Raw genomic sequence first — 14,407 nt, forward strand, 5'->3', positions numbered from 1 at the left:
TACCGGTCTGGACCGACCTTGGTCGTCTTAATAGCACCGAACGTGCTGATCGGAAGCCGTGGTCGTCCGACCATCAGTGCTCGCCACCTCGACTACTCAAGGATGATTCGGGCTCGTGGAGGCCGTCCAGCCATCGCCGCACGTCGGAGACTCGATAGCGGATCTCCCGTCCAACTCGAATGCCAGAAGGACCGCGCCCGTCGGTGCGCAGGTCATAGATGGCCTGCACCTGCACGCCGAGATACTCGGCGAGTTCACTTGTCGTCAGTACAGGCTCTAGACCGAGCCCGAAGAGTCGTTCAGTATCCATGATCAGCAGGTGCTCGAGGCCACTCCAGCTCAATCGAACCGGGTCGTGCACCTTCTTAGTGAGCGCCGGCATCAGGCGGTCACTTTCGAATAAACCATGGATAAACCATGTATACATCAAGTCTTGCCCTTTCAGTGAGGACAAGAAACCCTGATCAGATCTTAATTACAGTAGGGCGGCCGGGACTTGAACCCGGGACCGACGGATTATGAGTCCGCTGCTCTAACCAGCTGAGCTACCGCCCCAATCGACGCGACTGCTCTGACGAGTGGGCGACCGATTCTGTGGTGATCGGGTGGATCACCGGATCCAACGATACAGGTTCGAAAGGCGGGCTCGCCCGCCTACTCCGCGCCGCGGGCGGCCGCGTCGGAGGTGACCGCGTCGATAACCGGTTCCCCGCGATACAGGCACTCAAACGTGTTCAGGGTGCGGTTGATGTCGTGCATGCTGATGAGCCGGAGGGAGCTGTTTTTGAGCGCGATCAGGTCGTCGGGTGCGGCCGTCAGAACTGTTGTGAGCTTGTCGGCGAGGTCCTGAGCGTTACCGGGCTCGAACAGGTAGCCGTTCTGGCCATCGTGCACGAGGTGTGGGAGTGCCATGGCGTTGGCGGCCACGATCGGTAATCCAGACGCCATCGCCTCCATAGTCGCGATGCTCTGCAACTCCGCGATCGACGGCATCGCGAACACCGTCGAGCGGGTGTAGGCGGTCGCCAGTTCGGCATCCGTCACATAACCCGCGAACGTGACCCGACCACTAAGTCCGAGCGTCTGCGACAGATGTTCGAGGTTGCGCTTCTGGTCGCCCCCACCGACGATCTCCACCTGCACATCAAGGTCGGGCGACAGGAGTGCCACGGCCTGCAGCAACACGTCGATCTGTTTCTCACCCGTCACGCGGCCAACGAACAGAATGCGGTTTTCGGAGCGCGGCGCGAAACTGGACGAATAGTTGTGGGCGTCGATGCCGCAGGAGATCGCCAGCACACCCTCGAGGCCGGTATAGCGTTCCAGGAACTGAGCGGCCCGCAGCGTCGGGGTCGTGACGGCCTCAGCCCGACCAAAGGTGCGCCGGGCGGCCCGCCAGGCACCCTTGATGAGTCGGTCGTGCAGACCTTTGGGAACAAGGGTGAATTCCAGCATGTTCTCCGGCATGAAGTGATTCGTGCCGATGATGCGGATGCCCCGCTTCGCGGCCTCGATCGTGACGGCGCGGCCCACCATGATGTGCGACTGGAAATGCACGACATCCGGTTTGAATGTGTCGAGAATACGCCGGCTCTCCCTGGGGATGAACCACGGCAGCGCATACCGCAGCCAGTCGTGCGGGTACCAGCGCCAGCTCTTGAGACGGTGCACGACCATCGGCTGACCCTCGTGCACCTCGGTCCAGGTGCCGAACTTGCGTGACGCGGCCGGTGCCATGATCTGCACCTCGTGCCCGCGGGCCACCATCCCGGCGGCAAGACGCTCCGCGAACTTGGCCGCACCATTCACGTCGGGCGCGAAGGTATCCGCAGCGATCAGTATCCGGAGCGGCGACTTCGACACCGGCTCGATGCGGGTCGCCTCGCTCGGCATAACGGTCGAATCTGACAAAAGACACTGTCCCAACGTATGTGAGCCGGAGTTCGTCATCCGGCGATAATTCATGCTTTCGACAGCGCACACGCTGACGAGGTCTTGTAGAACCCTATTCTAAACCGTCCCGGCCACCGCGATACGGGTCGCGACGCGCCCGTGGGAACGCCGATCCCAGTGGCTCGGACCGTGTCAATCGTCGGCCAGTGGGTGAAACCGGGCCAACAGGAAGACCCCGACGATTGCGATGACACCCGCAACGAGGAAGGCGACCGTCGCCCACGGCGGCGCCTGCTCGATCTCGCCCAGGACGACGATGCCGATACCGACGGCGATCAGCGGATCGATCACTGTCAACCCGGCGATGACCAGATCCGGCGGTCCCGATGCATAGGCATTCTGAACGAAATAGGCGCCGAGCCCCGCCGCCAGCAGCAGCCCGACGAGGCAGGTCAGAGTCAGCCACTCGAAGTTGCCGTTCTGGGTGCGGTTGATGACGACCTTGGCCAGTGTGGCGACGAACCCGTAAAGGACTCCGGCGCCCACGATGTAGAACATCGCCTTGAACCGGGTGCGCAGTCGAACGAACAGGACCCCGAAGACGGACAGCACGACGCCGAGCACGACCAGGATCGTGATCAGGTTGCCATCCGTGACCGGCTTGTCTACCGCGGTGAAGGCGGCCACGGTGACGAAGAGGGCCACCCCGCCGACGCACATCGCGATTGCGATCTTGGAAGCTCGGTTGACGGGTACCCGGGTAATGCGGGAATTCAGGATCGACGTGATCACGAGGGCGACGGCGCCCAGCGGCTGAACCATGATGATGGGGGCGAACGCCAGGCTGGAGAGCTGGAACGCGATCGCCAAACCGAGCATAATCGTGCCGAACACCCAGGACGGTCGCCCCAGAAGCAACATCAGCTGGCGCGGGTTGAGCCCCCCGGTGACCTCCGCCGTCTTGGCCTCGACCTTGGTGACGCCCCGATGCTGGAATTGCGCTCCCAGGGACAGGAAGACCGCTCCGACCAGGGCGAGCGGTATACCGATGGCCTGACGAGGATTGATTGCGATTTCCGCAGTCAGGTCAGCCAGGGAGAGTGTCACTCGACGACTTTACCGAGAACCGGCCCGATATCCTTGCTGAATGGCCGTTCGCTCGATAGTTATTTCAGGAGACCCCGTTCTCCATTCCCCTGCCCTGCCAGTGACCGATTTCGGGAGTGTCCTGCGTGAACTCGTGCAGGACATGTTCGAGACCATGGATGCCGCGCCCGGCGTCGGTCTGGCGGCGCCGCAGGTCGGAGTGCCGCTGCGGCTCTTCACCTTCAACTACCTCGACGACGACGACCACCTCTGGCGTGGCGTGGCCATCAACCCGGAACTGTGGATCACCCCGGTTTCCGCGGGCGAGGCCGACGAGGACGAAGACGTCGAGGGCTGCCTGTCCTACCCGGGCGAGCGCTTTCCGCTGATGCGTTCTCCCTCCGCCATCCTGAGGGCGGTGGATCTCGAGCAGAAACCCTTCGAAATCCACGCCGAAGACTGGCTGGCCCGAATCTTCCAGCACGAGTACGACCACCTCGACGGCACCCTGTACGTGGATCGCCTCGAGCATTTCTACGCCAAGATCGCCTTCAAGGTGACCCGCAAGCGTGGCTGGGGCACGCCCGGGCTCGGCTGGATGCCCGGCGTCGACAACCTCGAAGATTGACCAGATAGGCCTGGCCTGATTCGCTGGCCCGGTGAAAGAGTCAGCCGCGGTCGAGGTCCACTCCATGGATGCCGTTGTGGAAGCGCAACGACGGGAAGATGGCCGAGACCGTGAACCCGACGCCGGGCACGGTCCCGGCGTTGAAAATGCCACCGAACATCGCGGTGCGCTCGCGCATCTGAGTGATGCCTGCCCCGGCTACGTTCGCACTCAGTGCCTTGAGGTCGTCGTCGATCGTGTACATCGTGCGCGCGGCGAAGTCGGCGGCGTCGGCACTGTCCCGGCGAGCCGCCGCACGGATGCCGTCATCGGCGACCAGCAGCTGCAGCCCGTCCTGAGTCCACGTGAACGTGACCCGAGCCTCCGTGCCTCGTCCGCCATGGGTGAGAGTGTTGGCCAGCGCGCTCTGCAGGATACGGAAGACGGCCAGTTCGGCGCCCTGCTTGAGCGGGAACCGCGCGCCTGACTCGGTGAAGACCACGGTGACGCCCGCGTCACGCATGACCCGGAACAGCTCGTTCGCCGACTGCAGGCCCGGTTGGGCGGCGGCGACAGATTCGCCCTCGCGCACGATCGTCAGCACGCGGCGCATGTCGGCCAGCGCCACCCGACCGTCGTCAACCAATGCCGTCGCCACCCGCACGGCGCTGGACGGGTCGCTCTCGGCCGTGTAGCGGGCACCTTCGGCACGGGTGATCAGCCGCGCAACGGACAGCACGGCCACGTCCTGCAGTTCCCGGATGATGCCGAGCCGGCCCTGTTGTTCGGCAAGAGACAGTTGCAGGTCAATGCGCATCCGCTCGGCCGCCGTGCGGTCGAAGACCACGCGCCGGGCCCGGACAAGGGTGACCAGCCAGAGGGCGAGCAACCCGACGACGAGCACGGACAGAACGGTGCTCACGGTGAGCCAGGACTCCACGGATGCCGCCTTTTCTGCGACCGCGTCGCACGGAAGTGAACGGGATACAAAAAAGGCCACCAGGGGTGGAGCCCTTGGTGGCCTTTCGCTCCCCGACTTGGACTCGAACCAAGAACCTGCGCATTAACAGTGCGCTGCTCTGCCAATTGAGCTATCGGGGAATGTTGCTGGAACAGCTCTGCTACTTTATCAAAAGTTGGCGATCTGCCAAATCGGCGTCAACCGTCAGTAACCGATTCGAGGGTCAACGACGCCGACGTACCGCCCATCCGCAAGGAAGGCAACCACATTCAGGCGAATCCGCTCGGCCAGGAGCGGGGCGGTCATCTCGGGCGTGTCGGCCGAATGCGGTGTGATCAGGCACCGCGCCTCGGCCCAGAGCGGATGCCCCTGCGGCAACGGCTCCGGATCGGTCACGTCGAGGGCAGCGCCGGCGATGGTTCCTGCGGCCAGCGCTGCCACCAGAGCGTCCGTATCGACGAGCGGGCCGCGGGCGATGTTGACGAGCACCGTTTCGGGCCGCATCAGCTCGAGTTCGGCCCGGCCGATCAGGTGGCGGGTGCCGCCCGTGAGCGCAGCCGCCACGACGACGACGTCGCTGGTCTGGAGAACGCCGGAGAGGGCGTCCGTCACCACCGTCTGAGCCGCACCGGGCACCGGCTCGGTGCTGCGGCGCACCACTGTGACGTGGGTGCCGAAAGGCTCGAGCAGGCGGATCAGCTCACGGGCGATCCCACCAGCACCGATGATGGTCACATTGAGGCCGTAGAGCGAGCGCCCCTCGGACAGCGTGCTCCAACCCTTGGCCCGGACGCGCTTCGGCAGCACCCGCAACAGCGCCAGGGTGAGAGCCAGGGCGTGTTCGGCGACGGGCTGCGCGTACGCGCCTTTCGCGCTGGTCCACAGAAGGTCCGGGCGGTCCAGGCCGGCCAGCACCCCGCTGAAGGCGTCGACGCCCGCCCAGGGGAGCTGCACCCACCCGATGCCGGGATACGCGTGCAGGGTGGCGCGCAGCTCGTCGGCCCTGCCGTAGTCCAGCCAGATCAGTCCGCGGGTCTCGCCGGAGAGCTCTGTCACGGTTCCCCCGGCAGCCTCGACCGCCCGGGAGAAGGCCGGTTCCGGCCGCGGCAGGATGGTGATCGGACCGGGGGCCGGCCGTCGGTGCGCCGGAAGGGGCGTGACCTCGTCGGCGAGAACGGCCTGGTGTTGCACGAATTCAGTTTTCGATGACATGTTCGTCGGATTCACTCTCGTAGTCGTAGTTGTCGTCGTCGTTCTCCTCGTCCGGCGCCTCCCCCATCAGAGCCGCAGCCAGGCCGGCGACATACGGGTGCCATGGGTCGTCGAACACCTCGTCGATCGTACCCAGCCCCACCAGCACGCCCTGGTGCAGCACGGCGATTCGGTCCGCGACCCGGCGAAGCACGCTGAGGTCGGAACTGATCACCATCGCCGAGAAGGCCCGCTCGCGCTGCAGCTCGCCGATCAGGTCGACCACGGCGTCCCGGACGGTGGCGTCGACGCCGGCCGTCGGCTCGTCCGCGATCAGGACCGACGGCCCGAATACCAGCGCCCGGGCCAGCGCCACCCGCTGACGTTGACCATTGCTCAGCTCGTAGGGGAATTTGGTGAGCACCGACAACGGAAGCCGCACCGCGTCGATCATGGTCGCCACTTGCTCGTCGAGGGTGTGCCGGTCGTAGCGCCGGTCTCGGTCGAGCACGGGCTCGGCCACGATCTCCGCCACCGTCAGAGTCGAGGGCAGCGTGTCGGCGGCATCCTGGGCGAGGTGCCCCACCCCGAAGGTGAGCCGGGCCAGCTTGCGCCGACGGATGCCACGGAGCCGGTACCCGAGCACCGTCGCCTCTCCCCCGGTGATCTCTGGTCGAACGTCGCCGGTGCCTCCGCCGCCGTGGCTGAACGCGGCGCCCGAGAGAACCCGGGCCAGCGTGCTCTTGCCCGAACCGCTCTGCCCGAGCAGTCCGAGCACCTCACCGGCCCCGATCTGCAGGGTAAGGCCACGCACGGCCGTGAATGCGCCGCTGGCACCGTGGGGCGGGTACTCGACCGTCAGGTCACTGGTGGAGATCGGACTGGTCGGACTTGTCGGTGCGGCGCCGCGGATCATGTGTCTATCCTGCCTCACGCAGCCGGCGCAGTCCCTCCCGGCGCAGGGCCTGCTCGGCCGGGTCCGGCACGGGCAGGGAGGCCAGGAGCCGCTGGGTGTAAGGATCCTTGGGTGCACCGAGAACCTCGGCGCTGGTGCCCTCCTCGACCAGTTTTCCGCGGTACAGCACCGCAATCCGGTCCGCGACGAGGTCGACGACAGCCAGGTCATGACTGATGAACAGCGCGGCAAAGCCGAACTCCCGCTGGAGATCGGCGAACAGCTCCAGCACCCGCGCCTGCACGGAGACGTCGAGAGCGCTGGTGGGCTCGTCGGCTATCAGCAGGGGCGGCTCCAGGGCGAGCGCCCGTGCCAGGCTCGCGCGCTGGCGCTGGCCGCCGCTCAGCTCGTGCGGGTAGCGGTCGCCGTAGGCACGCGGCAGCTGCACGGCCTCGAGGAGCTCGTTGACCCGCGGGCGGGCGTGGGCGGCGTTCTTCGCCCGACCGTGCACCACCAACGGTTCGGCGACGCAGTCGGCGATGGTCAGCAGCGGGTTGAAACTCGACGCCGGGTCTTGGAAGACGAACCCGATGTCGCTGCGGAACTTCCGGAACGCACGTTCCTTGAACCCGTTCATCTCGTGGCCCATCACGGTCAGGGAGCCACCGGTCACCCGGGTCAGGCCGGCGATGGCCCGCCCGATCGTGGTCTTGCCGGAACCGCTCTCCCCCACCAGACCGAGAACCTCACCGGGCCGGATCAGGAAGCTCACGCCGTCGACGGCGGTGAAACCGGACCGGCCGAGCCGGCCGGGGTATTCGATTCGGAGCTGGTCGGCGACGACGACCGGCGCCTGCTGCTCCCAGTCGGCCGCGCGGGCCGTGGCACGGGCGGCGGCGTGCACGACCCCCTGGCCCACGTGAGGCACGGCGGCGAGCAGCTTCTTCGTGTAGTCGTTCTGCGGCGAGCGGAAGAGGGTTTGGGCATCCGCCTCTTCGACGACCTTGCCCTGGTACATCACCGCGACTCGGTCGGCGAGGTCGGCGACCACGCCCATGTTGTGGGTGATGAGCACGATCGCCGTGCCGAATTCATCGCGGCAGCGGCGCAGTAAGTCTAGGATCTCGGCCTGCACGGTCACGTCGAGCGCCGTGGTCGGCTCGTCGGCGACGATCAGGCCGGGGTCGAGCACCAGGGCCATGGCGATCACGACGCGCTGCTTCTGGCCGCCGGAGAACTGGTGCGGGTAGTAGTCGACGCGGGTTTCCGCGTCAGGGATACCGACCCGCCCGAGGATCTCGATGGCCTTCTTGCGGGCTTCCTTGCGACTGAACTGGCCGTGCGCGCGGATGCCCTCCATGATTTGCCAACCCACCGTGAAGACGGGGTTCAGCGCGGTCGAGGGTTCTTGGAACACCATGGAGACGTCGGTGCCGCGAACCTGCCGCAGCTGGGCGGTGCTGAGTGCGATGACGTTGCTCTCGCTCGAGCCGTCTTTGCTGCTGAGGATGACGGCCCCGGAGGCGGTCGCCGTCTCCGGCAACAGCCCGAGGATGGTCTTGGCGGTGACGGTCTTGCCGCTCCCGCTCTCGCCGACGATGGCCAGGACCTCGCCGGGAGCGACCCGCAGGGTGACGCCGTCAACGGCCCGAACGGCTCCGGCGTCGGTCGCGAACGAGATGCCCAGATCGGTGATGGTGAGCACGTCGGTCATGGTCGGTCCTCGAGTCCTTCGGTGGGATGGGTTGCGGCGCCTTCCAGTCCGCCGAGCCCGCCGGGGCCGGCGACGAGGGTGCCGCCGGGAACGACCGAGGTCTGCGCGACGATCCCGGCCGACTGGCCGACTGCGCGGCGTCCGCGCAGGCGGGGATCGGCCAGGTCGTTGAGGCTTTCGCCGACCAGTGTGATGCCGAGCACGACGAGCACGATGGCCAGTCCGGGGAACAGTGACGTCCACCAGATACCGCTGGTGACGTCCGAGAGGGCCTTGTTGAGGTCGTAGCCCCACTCGGAGGCGGCCGTCGGTTCAATGCCGAACCCGAGGAAGCCGAGGCCCGCGAGGGTCAGGATGGCCTCCGACGAATTCAGGGTGAAGATCAGCGGAAGGGTGCGGGTCGCATTGCGGAACACGTGCCGGAACATGATCCGGCCGCTGCCGGCACCCAGCACGCGTGCGGATTCCACGTAGGCCTCCGCCTTGATCCGCACCGTTTCGGCGCGGATCACCCGAAAGTACTGCGGAATAAAGACCACGGTGATTGAGATCGCCGCAGCCAGCACACCGCCGATCAGGTTGGATTTGCCCCCGGAGATGACGATCGACATCACGATGGCGAGAAGCAGCGACGGGAACGCGTAGACGGCGTCGGAGACGACCACCAGGATTCGGTCGAGCCAGCCGCCGAAATAGCCCGACACCAGCCCGAGGAACACCCCGGCGAAGATCGACAGCAGGACGGCCACTATGATCACGAACAGGGCGGTCTGGGCACCCCACAGCACCCGGGAGAGCACGTCGTAGCCGCTGACGGTGGTGCCCAGCGGATGCGCGCCCCCGGGCGGCTGCTGGGCTCCGAAGGCGCCGTCGGCGTCGCGCAGCTGGCTGAAGCCGTAGGGCGCGAGCACGGGGGCGAAAATGGCGGTCAGCACGAAGAGCGTGGTGATGATCAGGCCGGCGACCAGCATCCCGCGCTGGAGTCCGATGCTCTGCCTGAGCTGGTGCACGACGGGGAGGCGGGACCAGACGCTGCGCTTCTGCCGGGCGGAGATCGCGGTGGCGTCACTCATCTCAGTACCTCACTCTCGGGTCGATCAGTGCGGCGATGATATCGACGACGAAGTTGGAGAGGGCGACGATCACGGCGAGCAGGGCGACGATCCCCTGCACCGCCACGAAGTCCCGGGCCTTGAGGAACTCGGAGAGCATGAAGCCCAGGCCCTTCCATTCGAAGGTGGTCTCGGTCAGCACGGCGCCGCCGAGCAGCAGGGCGATCTGGAGGCCGATCACGGTGATGATCGGGATCAGGGCCGGCCGGTAGGCGTGCTTCCGCACCAGGCGGAACTCGCTCACCCCACGCGAGCGAGCGGCGTCGACGTAATCGGTGCCAAGGGTTCCGATCACGTTGGTGCGCACGAGGCGGAGGAAGACCCCCGCAGTGAGCAGCCCAAGCGTCAGCGCGGGGAGCACGGCATGCTCGAGCACGTCCCCGAGCACGGTCGGGTCCCCGGTCAGGATGGCGTCGATCGTGTACAGGCCGGTCTGGTTCGGCAACAGCTGCATCTGCAGCTCGGAACTGGTCGAGGCCCGCCCGGAGACGGGAAGCACGTCGAGGTAGACGGCGAAGACGAGTTTGAACAACAGCCCGGAGAAGAACACCGGCGTGGCGTAGCAGAGGATAGCGAAAACCCGGAGGAAGGCGTCCGCGGATTTGTCCCGCCAATAGGCGGCGACCATGCCCAGGGGAATCCCGACGATGAACGCGACGACCAGGGCGTAGAAGACGAGCTCGAACGTGGCCAGCCCATAGGTGACCAGGATCTCGGAGACGGGACGGTTGGTGCTGATGGTCGTGCCGAAGTTGCCGGTGAATACCTGGCCCAGGTACTCGATGTACTGCACGAAGATGGGCCGGTCGTAGCCGGCGGCCTGGATGCGCTCGGCCAGCTGCTCGGGCCCGAGACGCCCGCCGAGAGCGGCCGTGATCGGGTCACCGGTCGTGCGCATCAGCCAGAAGACCATGGACACGAGGATGAAGATGGTGGGAAAGATCAGCAGGAAGCGGATCAGGATGTACCGGCCGATCCCGCCGTCGGTTGCGGGACGTTTCTTGCGTCCCGTCGCGCGGGGCGACGGGGGGCGCGTGGTCACAGTGGTCATTCCTGCCTAACGATTGGACTGTGCGATTAGACCGTGACGGGGGCACCCAGCGCGCAAGCGGCTGGATGCCCCCGGGTTTCAAATTAGAGAAACTCTAACCGGTTGACGTACTAACCTTTGGCCAACGCCGCGTAACGGAACTTGAACGACGCGTCGAGCGTGTCGCTGGTTCCGGTCACATCGGGGCCGGTGACGGCAACCTGGGCGCCCTGGAGCAGCGGCACGGTGGATAGCTGCGCGGCGACCTTGTCCTGGATCTCCTCGATCAGCTTGGTGCGCTCGGCGGGATCGGCGGTGACGGCCTGCTTCAGGATCAGGGCGTCGACCACCGTGTCGCTGTAGTGGTTCTTGAGGAAGCCGCCTTCGAGGAAGAACGGGGTCAGATAGTTGTCCGCGTCGGAGTAGTCCGGGAACCAACCGAGCTGGTAGACGGGGTAGACATCCGTCGTGCGGTCCTTCGAGTACTGAACCCACTCGGTGGTCTGCAGGTTGACGGTGAAGAGGCCCGAGGCTTCCAGCTGGTCCTTGACCAGGGCGTACTCGTCGCCGGACGACGGGCCGTAGTGGTCGTTACTGTACTGGAGATTGAGCTTTACCGGACCGGTCACACCGGCGGCCTTGAGGGTTGCCGCGGCCTTGTCGACGTCGGGGGCACCCTCACCGTCGCCGTAGAGGCCTTTGAGGGACTCGGTGGCGCCGGTCAGTCCGGCGGGAACGTAGGAGTACACCGGGGTGTATGTGCCCTTGTAGACCTGCTCGGCGATTTCGTCGCGGTCGACGAGGTCGGCCACGGCCTGGCGCACGGCAAGGGCCTTGGCCGGGTCGGCCTCGGCGGTCTTGGCACCGAACGGCTGGGTGTCGAAGTTGAAGACGATGTAGCGGAGTTCGCCGCCGGGGCCGTCGACGACCTTGACCTTGTCGTTGCCGCGCAGGTCCTCGATGTCGGTGGCCGACAGGCTACGGAACGCCACGTCGATATCGCCCTGCTGCACTTCGAGCTTCAGATTGGAGGCGTCGGCGTAGTACTTCACGTTGACGACGTCGGTCTTGGCCGCGCCCAGGAGACCCTCGTAGTCCGGGTTGGCCTTGTAGCCGACCAGGTTGTTGAAGTCGTAGCTGGTGATGACGTACTGGCCGGCGAACGCGTTGGCGTCGACGATGTCCTGGTCCGGCGTGAGCTTCGTGGCCGAGAAGGTGTCCTCGTCGACGATGGGGCCGGCCGGGCTGGACAGGATCTGCGGGAAGATCTGGTCGTCCGCCTGCTTCAGGGTGAAGACAACCGTGGTGTCATCGGGGGCCGCGACGCTGTCCAGATTATAGAGCAGCGAGGACGGGCCGTTGTCGTCTGCGATCGCCAACTGGCGATCGAAGGTGAACTTGACGTCGGAGGAGGTGAGCTCGTTGCCGTTGGCCCACTTCAGACCAGGCTTGAGGGTGACCGTGTACTCGGTGGGGCTGGTGAACGCGGCGGCCGTGGCGATGTCGGGCTCGACATCCGGGCTGCCGTAGGGCGTGTTCATCAGGAATGGGAAGACCTGGTTCTGCACCGCGAACGAGCCGTTGTCGTAGGAACCGGCCGGGTCGAGCGACGTGATCTTGTCGGTCGTGCCGATCGTGATGGCTTCGCCACCCGAGCTGGTCTCGTTGTCGGTTCCGCCGGCGGAGCAACCCGCGAGGGTCAACGCGGTGACCGCGAAAACCGCTGCGGCGCTGAGCCCTCTCGCGCGTGAAGTGGATGAGAATGCCATAGCCGTGAGCCTCTTCCTCTAGAAAACCGATGCCGGGCGCAGGAATCGTGCGCGGCCAGCATTGCTGTAGGAAAAGAAGTAGCACAGAATGCGCGGTGTCCCGGCGCAATACGATGCATCTTTATCGAGCTGCAACCAAGGAGAAGCCGGGCGAGACGAGCCCGGTCTACTCCTCCCGGAGGTTGCGGCGCTCGGCCTCGACTCGCACCAGCTCTCGCTGGAGTGCCACGTAGACGTCGCGATTGGTCGCATCCGCGCGCTGGAGTCGGCCGAGCAGTTCGGCCTTCTGACGCAGCAGGTCCCGGTCGATCAGGGCCACAGTGATGTCGCGCACGTAGCGGCCGATTTCGCGTTCGGAGCGTTCGGGAAGGGAAGCCATCGCCAGCTCCTTGACCAGGTTTTCCAGCGTGGCCGGGACCTCGGCGACGATGCGGTCGAGCCAGTCGACGGCGTCGTGGTGGGGCGCGGTGGCCGCGATGGCGTCGCGCACCACCGCCAGGGAGGTGTTCACGAAGTTCGTCGCCGCGGCGCGCTGGATCAGATCCACCCCGACGACGGTAGGGCGCTGCAGCATGGCCATCAGGCCGTCGCGTTCCAGCCGGGTGACCGGGTCGGTCGCCAGGTCGATCATGGAGAACGGCTGCTCCCGCGGCGCCGGCTCGTTCTCCCCCGGCCGAGATCCCGGAGTGGCCGTAACGGTGCTCCGGGAGCGCGACAGGGCGGCGGAGACGGCCTTGCCGACCTCGCCGAGCTCCATGCCGAGCATGCGCGCCAGCTCGTGCGTGTAACCGGGTCGCAGGGTCGGGTCACGGATGTCGCCGACGATCGGCGCCGCGGCGCGAAGCGCGGCGACGCGACCCTCCACCGTGTCGAGGTTGTATTGGCCGAGCAACTGCCGGATCATGAACTCGAACATGGGCTTTTTCGAGTCGATCAGCCGGCGCACGGCGTCATCGCCGCGGTGCAGTCGCAGGTCGCAGGGGTCCAGTCCCTCGGGCGCGACGGCCACATACGTCTGGGCGGAGAAACGCTGCTCCTCGCTGAATGCGCGCACGGCGGCCTTCTGGCCGGCGGCATCCGGATCGAACGTGAACACGACCTCGCCGACCCCGCTGTCGTCGCCGAGCACGCGACGCAGCACCTTGATGTGGTCGACCCCGAAGGATGTGCCGCAGGTGGCGACCGCGGTCGTCACCCCGGCAAGGTGGCAGGCCATGACGTCGGTGTAGCCCTCCACGACGACGACCTGGTGGCCTCGGGAGATGTCGCGTTTGGCGAGGTCAAGCCCGTAGAGCACCTGGGACTTGTGGTAGATCGGCGTTTCGGGGGTATTCAGATATTTGGGTCCTTTGTCGTCGTCGAGGAGGCGACGCGCCCCGAAGCCGATGGTCTGCCCAGTGATGTCCCGGATCGGCCAGACCAGGCGGCCGCGGAACCGGTCGTACACGCCGCGGTCGCCGCTGGAGACGAGACCGGACAGCGTGAGTTCCTCGGTGGAGAACCCCTTGGCGCGCAGGTGGTTGGTGAGCTCGTCCCAGCTTTTCGGGGCGAAGCCGACCCCGAACCGGGCGGCCGCGAGGGAGTCGAAGCCGCGTTCGCCGAGGAAAGTACGCCCGACCAGGGCGCCGGGGCTGCCGAGGCGTTCCACGAAGAAGTCGGCCGCGGCCTGGTTGGCGGCGTACAGGCGGGCCCGATTGGTGTGGTCGGGAGCCTCGCCGGCGCCGCCCTCGTAGTGCAACTCGATACCGACCCGGCCGGCGAGCCGTTCGACGGCCTCACTGAAACTGACGTGGTCCATCTTCTGCAGAAAGGAGTAGACGTCGCCGCTCTCGCCGCAACCGAAGCAGTGGTAGAAACCGACCTGGGGGCGCACGTGGAAGCTTGGGCTGCGCTCGTCGTGAAAGGGGCACAGTCCCTTCATCGATCCCACGCCGGCGGACTTGAGACTCACGTAGTCGCCGACGATGTCGGCGATGTTGGTGCGGGCCTTGACCTCTTCGATGTCGTTTTGTCGAATCAGGCCTGCCATAGCTGAATGTTAGTCCTGCCCGTGTCGGTGTTCGGTGTGGTGTCGTCGTTCTGTGCGATGCTGTCCGTGCTGTCCGTGCTGTCCGTGCTGTCCGTGCTGTCCGTGCTGTTGTTCGCGCAG

12 protein-coding genes and 2 tRNA genes are annotated in these 14,407 nt (G+C 66.1%); 1 reads left to right on the top strand and 13 read right to left on the bottom strand.

Translation table 11 applies throughout. The features are described from left to right. Nucleotides 1–73: 73 nt before the first annotated feature. From E3O22_RS02880 to E3O22_RS02895, 4 genes are all read right to left on the bottom strand, one after another. On the bottom strand, nt 74–427 hold the full coding sequence (locus E3O22_RS02880; protein ID WP_241976492.1) for an AlpA family transcriptional regulator: 354 nt from the start codon (nt 425–427) through the stop codon (nt 74–76). Between the two features lie 54 nt (nt 428–481). Then, nucleotides 482–555 (bottom strand) — tRNA-Ile (locus E3O22_RS02885). A 99-nt stretch (nt 556–654) separates the two neighbouring features. Beyond that, nucleotides 655–1,893 (bottom strand): glycosyltransferase, encoded by a 1,239-nt coding sequence (locus tag E3O22_RS02890; RefSeq protein WP_134394112.1) that lies wholly within the window; start codon nt 1,891–1,893, stop codon nt 655–657. Nucleotides 1,894–2,085: 192 nt separating this feature from the next. After that, entirely contained in the window at nt 2,086–3,000 is a 915-nt protein-coding gene (locus tag E3O22_RS02895) for a DMT family transporter (protein WP_134394113.1), read from the bottom strand. 40 nt (nt 3,001–3,040) lie between these two features. Between E3O22_RS02895 and def the strand changes: the two genes are divergently transcribed. After that, nucleotides 3,041–3,607, top strand: a complete 567-nt coding sequence (def, locus tag E3O22_RS02900; RefSeq protein WP_134394114.1) for a peptide deformylase — start codon at nt 3,041–3,043, stop codon at nt 3,605–3,607. Between the two features lie 40 nt (nt 3,608–3,647). Here def and E3O22_RS02905 read toward each other — a convergent pair whose 3' ends face one another. From E3O22_RS02905 to dnaG, 9 genes are all read right to left on the bottom strand, one after another. After that, entirely contained in the window at nt 3,648–4,526 is an 879-nt protein-coding gene (locus E3O22_RS02905) for a sensor histidine kinase (RefSeq protein ID WP_134394115.1), read from the bottom strand. An 88-nt stretch (nt 4,527–4,614) separates the two neighbouring features. After that, nucleotides 4,615–4,687: transfer RNA gene (locus tag E3O22_RS02910), tRNA-Asn, on the bottom strand. Nucleotides 4,688–4,751: 64 nt separating this feature from the next. After that, nucleotides 4,752–5,759, bottom strand: coding sequence for a D-isomer specific 2-hydroxyacid dehydrogenase family protein (locus E3O22_RS02915; protein ID WP_134394116.1), 1,008 nt, complete (start codon nt 5,757–5,759; stop codon nt 4,752–4,754). Further along, nucleotides 5,743–6,654, bottom strand: a complete 912-nt coding sequence (locus tag E3O22_RS02920) for an ATP-binding cassette domain-containing protein (RefSeq protein WP_134394117.1) — start codon at nt 6,652–6,654, stop codon at nt 5,743–5,745. Before E3O22_RS02920 ends, E3O22_RS02915 begins: the two co-directional genes overlap by 17 nt. Before the next feature lie 4 nt (nt 6,655–6,658). Next, the gene (locus E3O22_RS02925; RefSeq protein WP_134394118.1) at nt 6,659–8,347 is read right to left on the bottom strand and encodes an ABC transporter ATP-binding protein; all 1,689 of its coding nucleotides are present in this window, start codon (nt 8,345–8,347) and stop codon (nt 6,659–6,661) included. Then, nucleotides 8,344–9,420 carry an ABC transporter permease gene (locus tag E3O22_RS02930; RefSeq protein WP_134394119.1) on the bottom strand — a complete coding sequence of 359 codons (1,077 nt, stop codon included), beginning with the start codon at nt 9,418–9,420 and terminating at the stop codon, nt 8,344–8,346. The genes E3O22_RS02925 and E3O22_RS02930 overlap by 4 nt, the downstream gene beginning before the upstream one ends. Nucleotide 9,421: 1 nt before the next feature. Then, nucleotides 9,422–10,510: an ABC transporter permease gene (locus E3O22_RS02935; RefSeq protein WP_134394120.1), complete on the bottom strand. Its 1,089-nt coding sequence runs from the start codon at nt 10,508–10,510 to the stop codon at nt 9,422–9,424. A gap of 110 nt (nt 10,511–10,620) precedes the next feature. Beyond that, nucleotides 10,621–12,258, bottom strand: coding sequence for an ABC transporter substrate-binding protein (locus E3O22_RS02940; RefSeq protein ID WP_134394121.1), 1,638 nt, complete (start codon nt 12,256–12,258; stop codon nt 10,621–10,623). A gap of 166 nt (nt 12,259–12,424) precedes the next feature. Further along, the gene (dnaG, locus tag E3O22_RS02945) at nt 12,425–14,287 is read right to left on the bottom strand and encodes a DNA primase (protein WP_134394122.1); all 1,863 of its coding nucleotides are present in this window, start codon (nt 14,285–14,287) and stop codon (nt 12,425–12,427) included. Between the last annotated feature and the right edge of the window lie 120 nt (nt 14,288–14,407).

The organism is Cryobacterium sp. TMT2-18-2, assembly GCF_004402245.1.
Classification (GTDB): domain Bacteria; phylum Actinomycetota; class Actinomycetes; order Actinomycetales; family Microbacteriaceae; genus Cryobacterium; species Cryobacterium sandaracinum.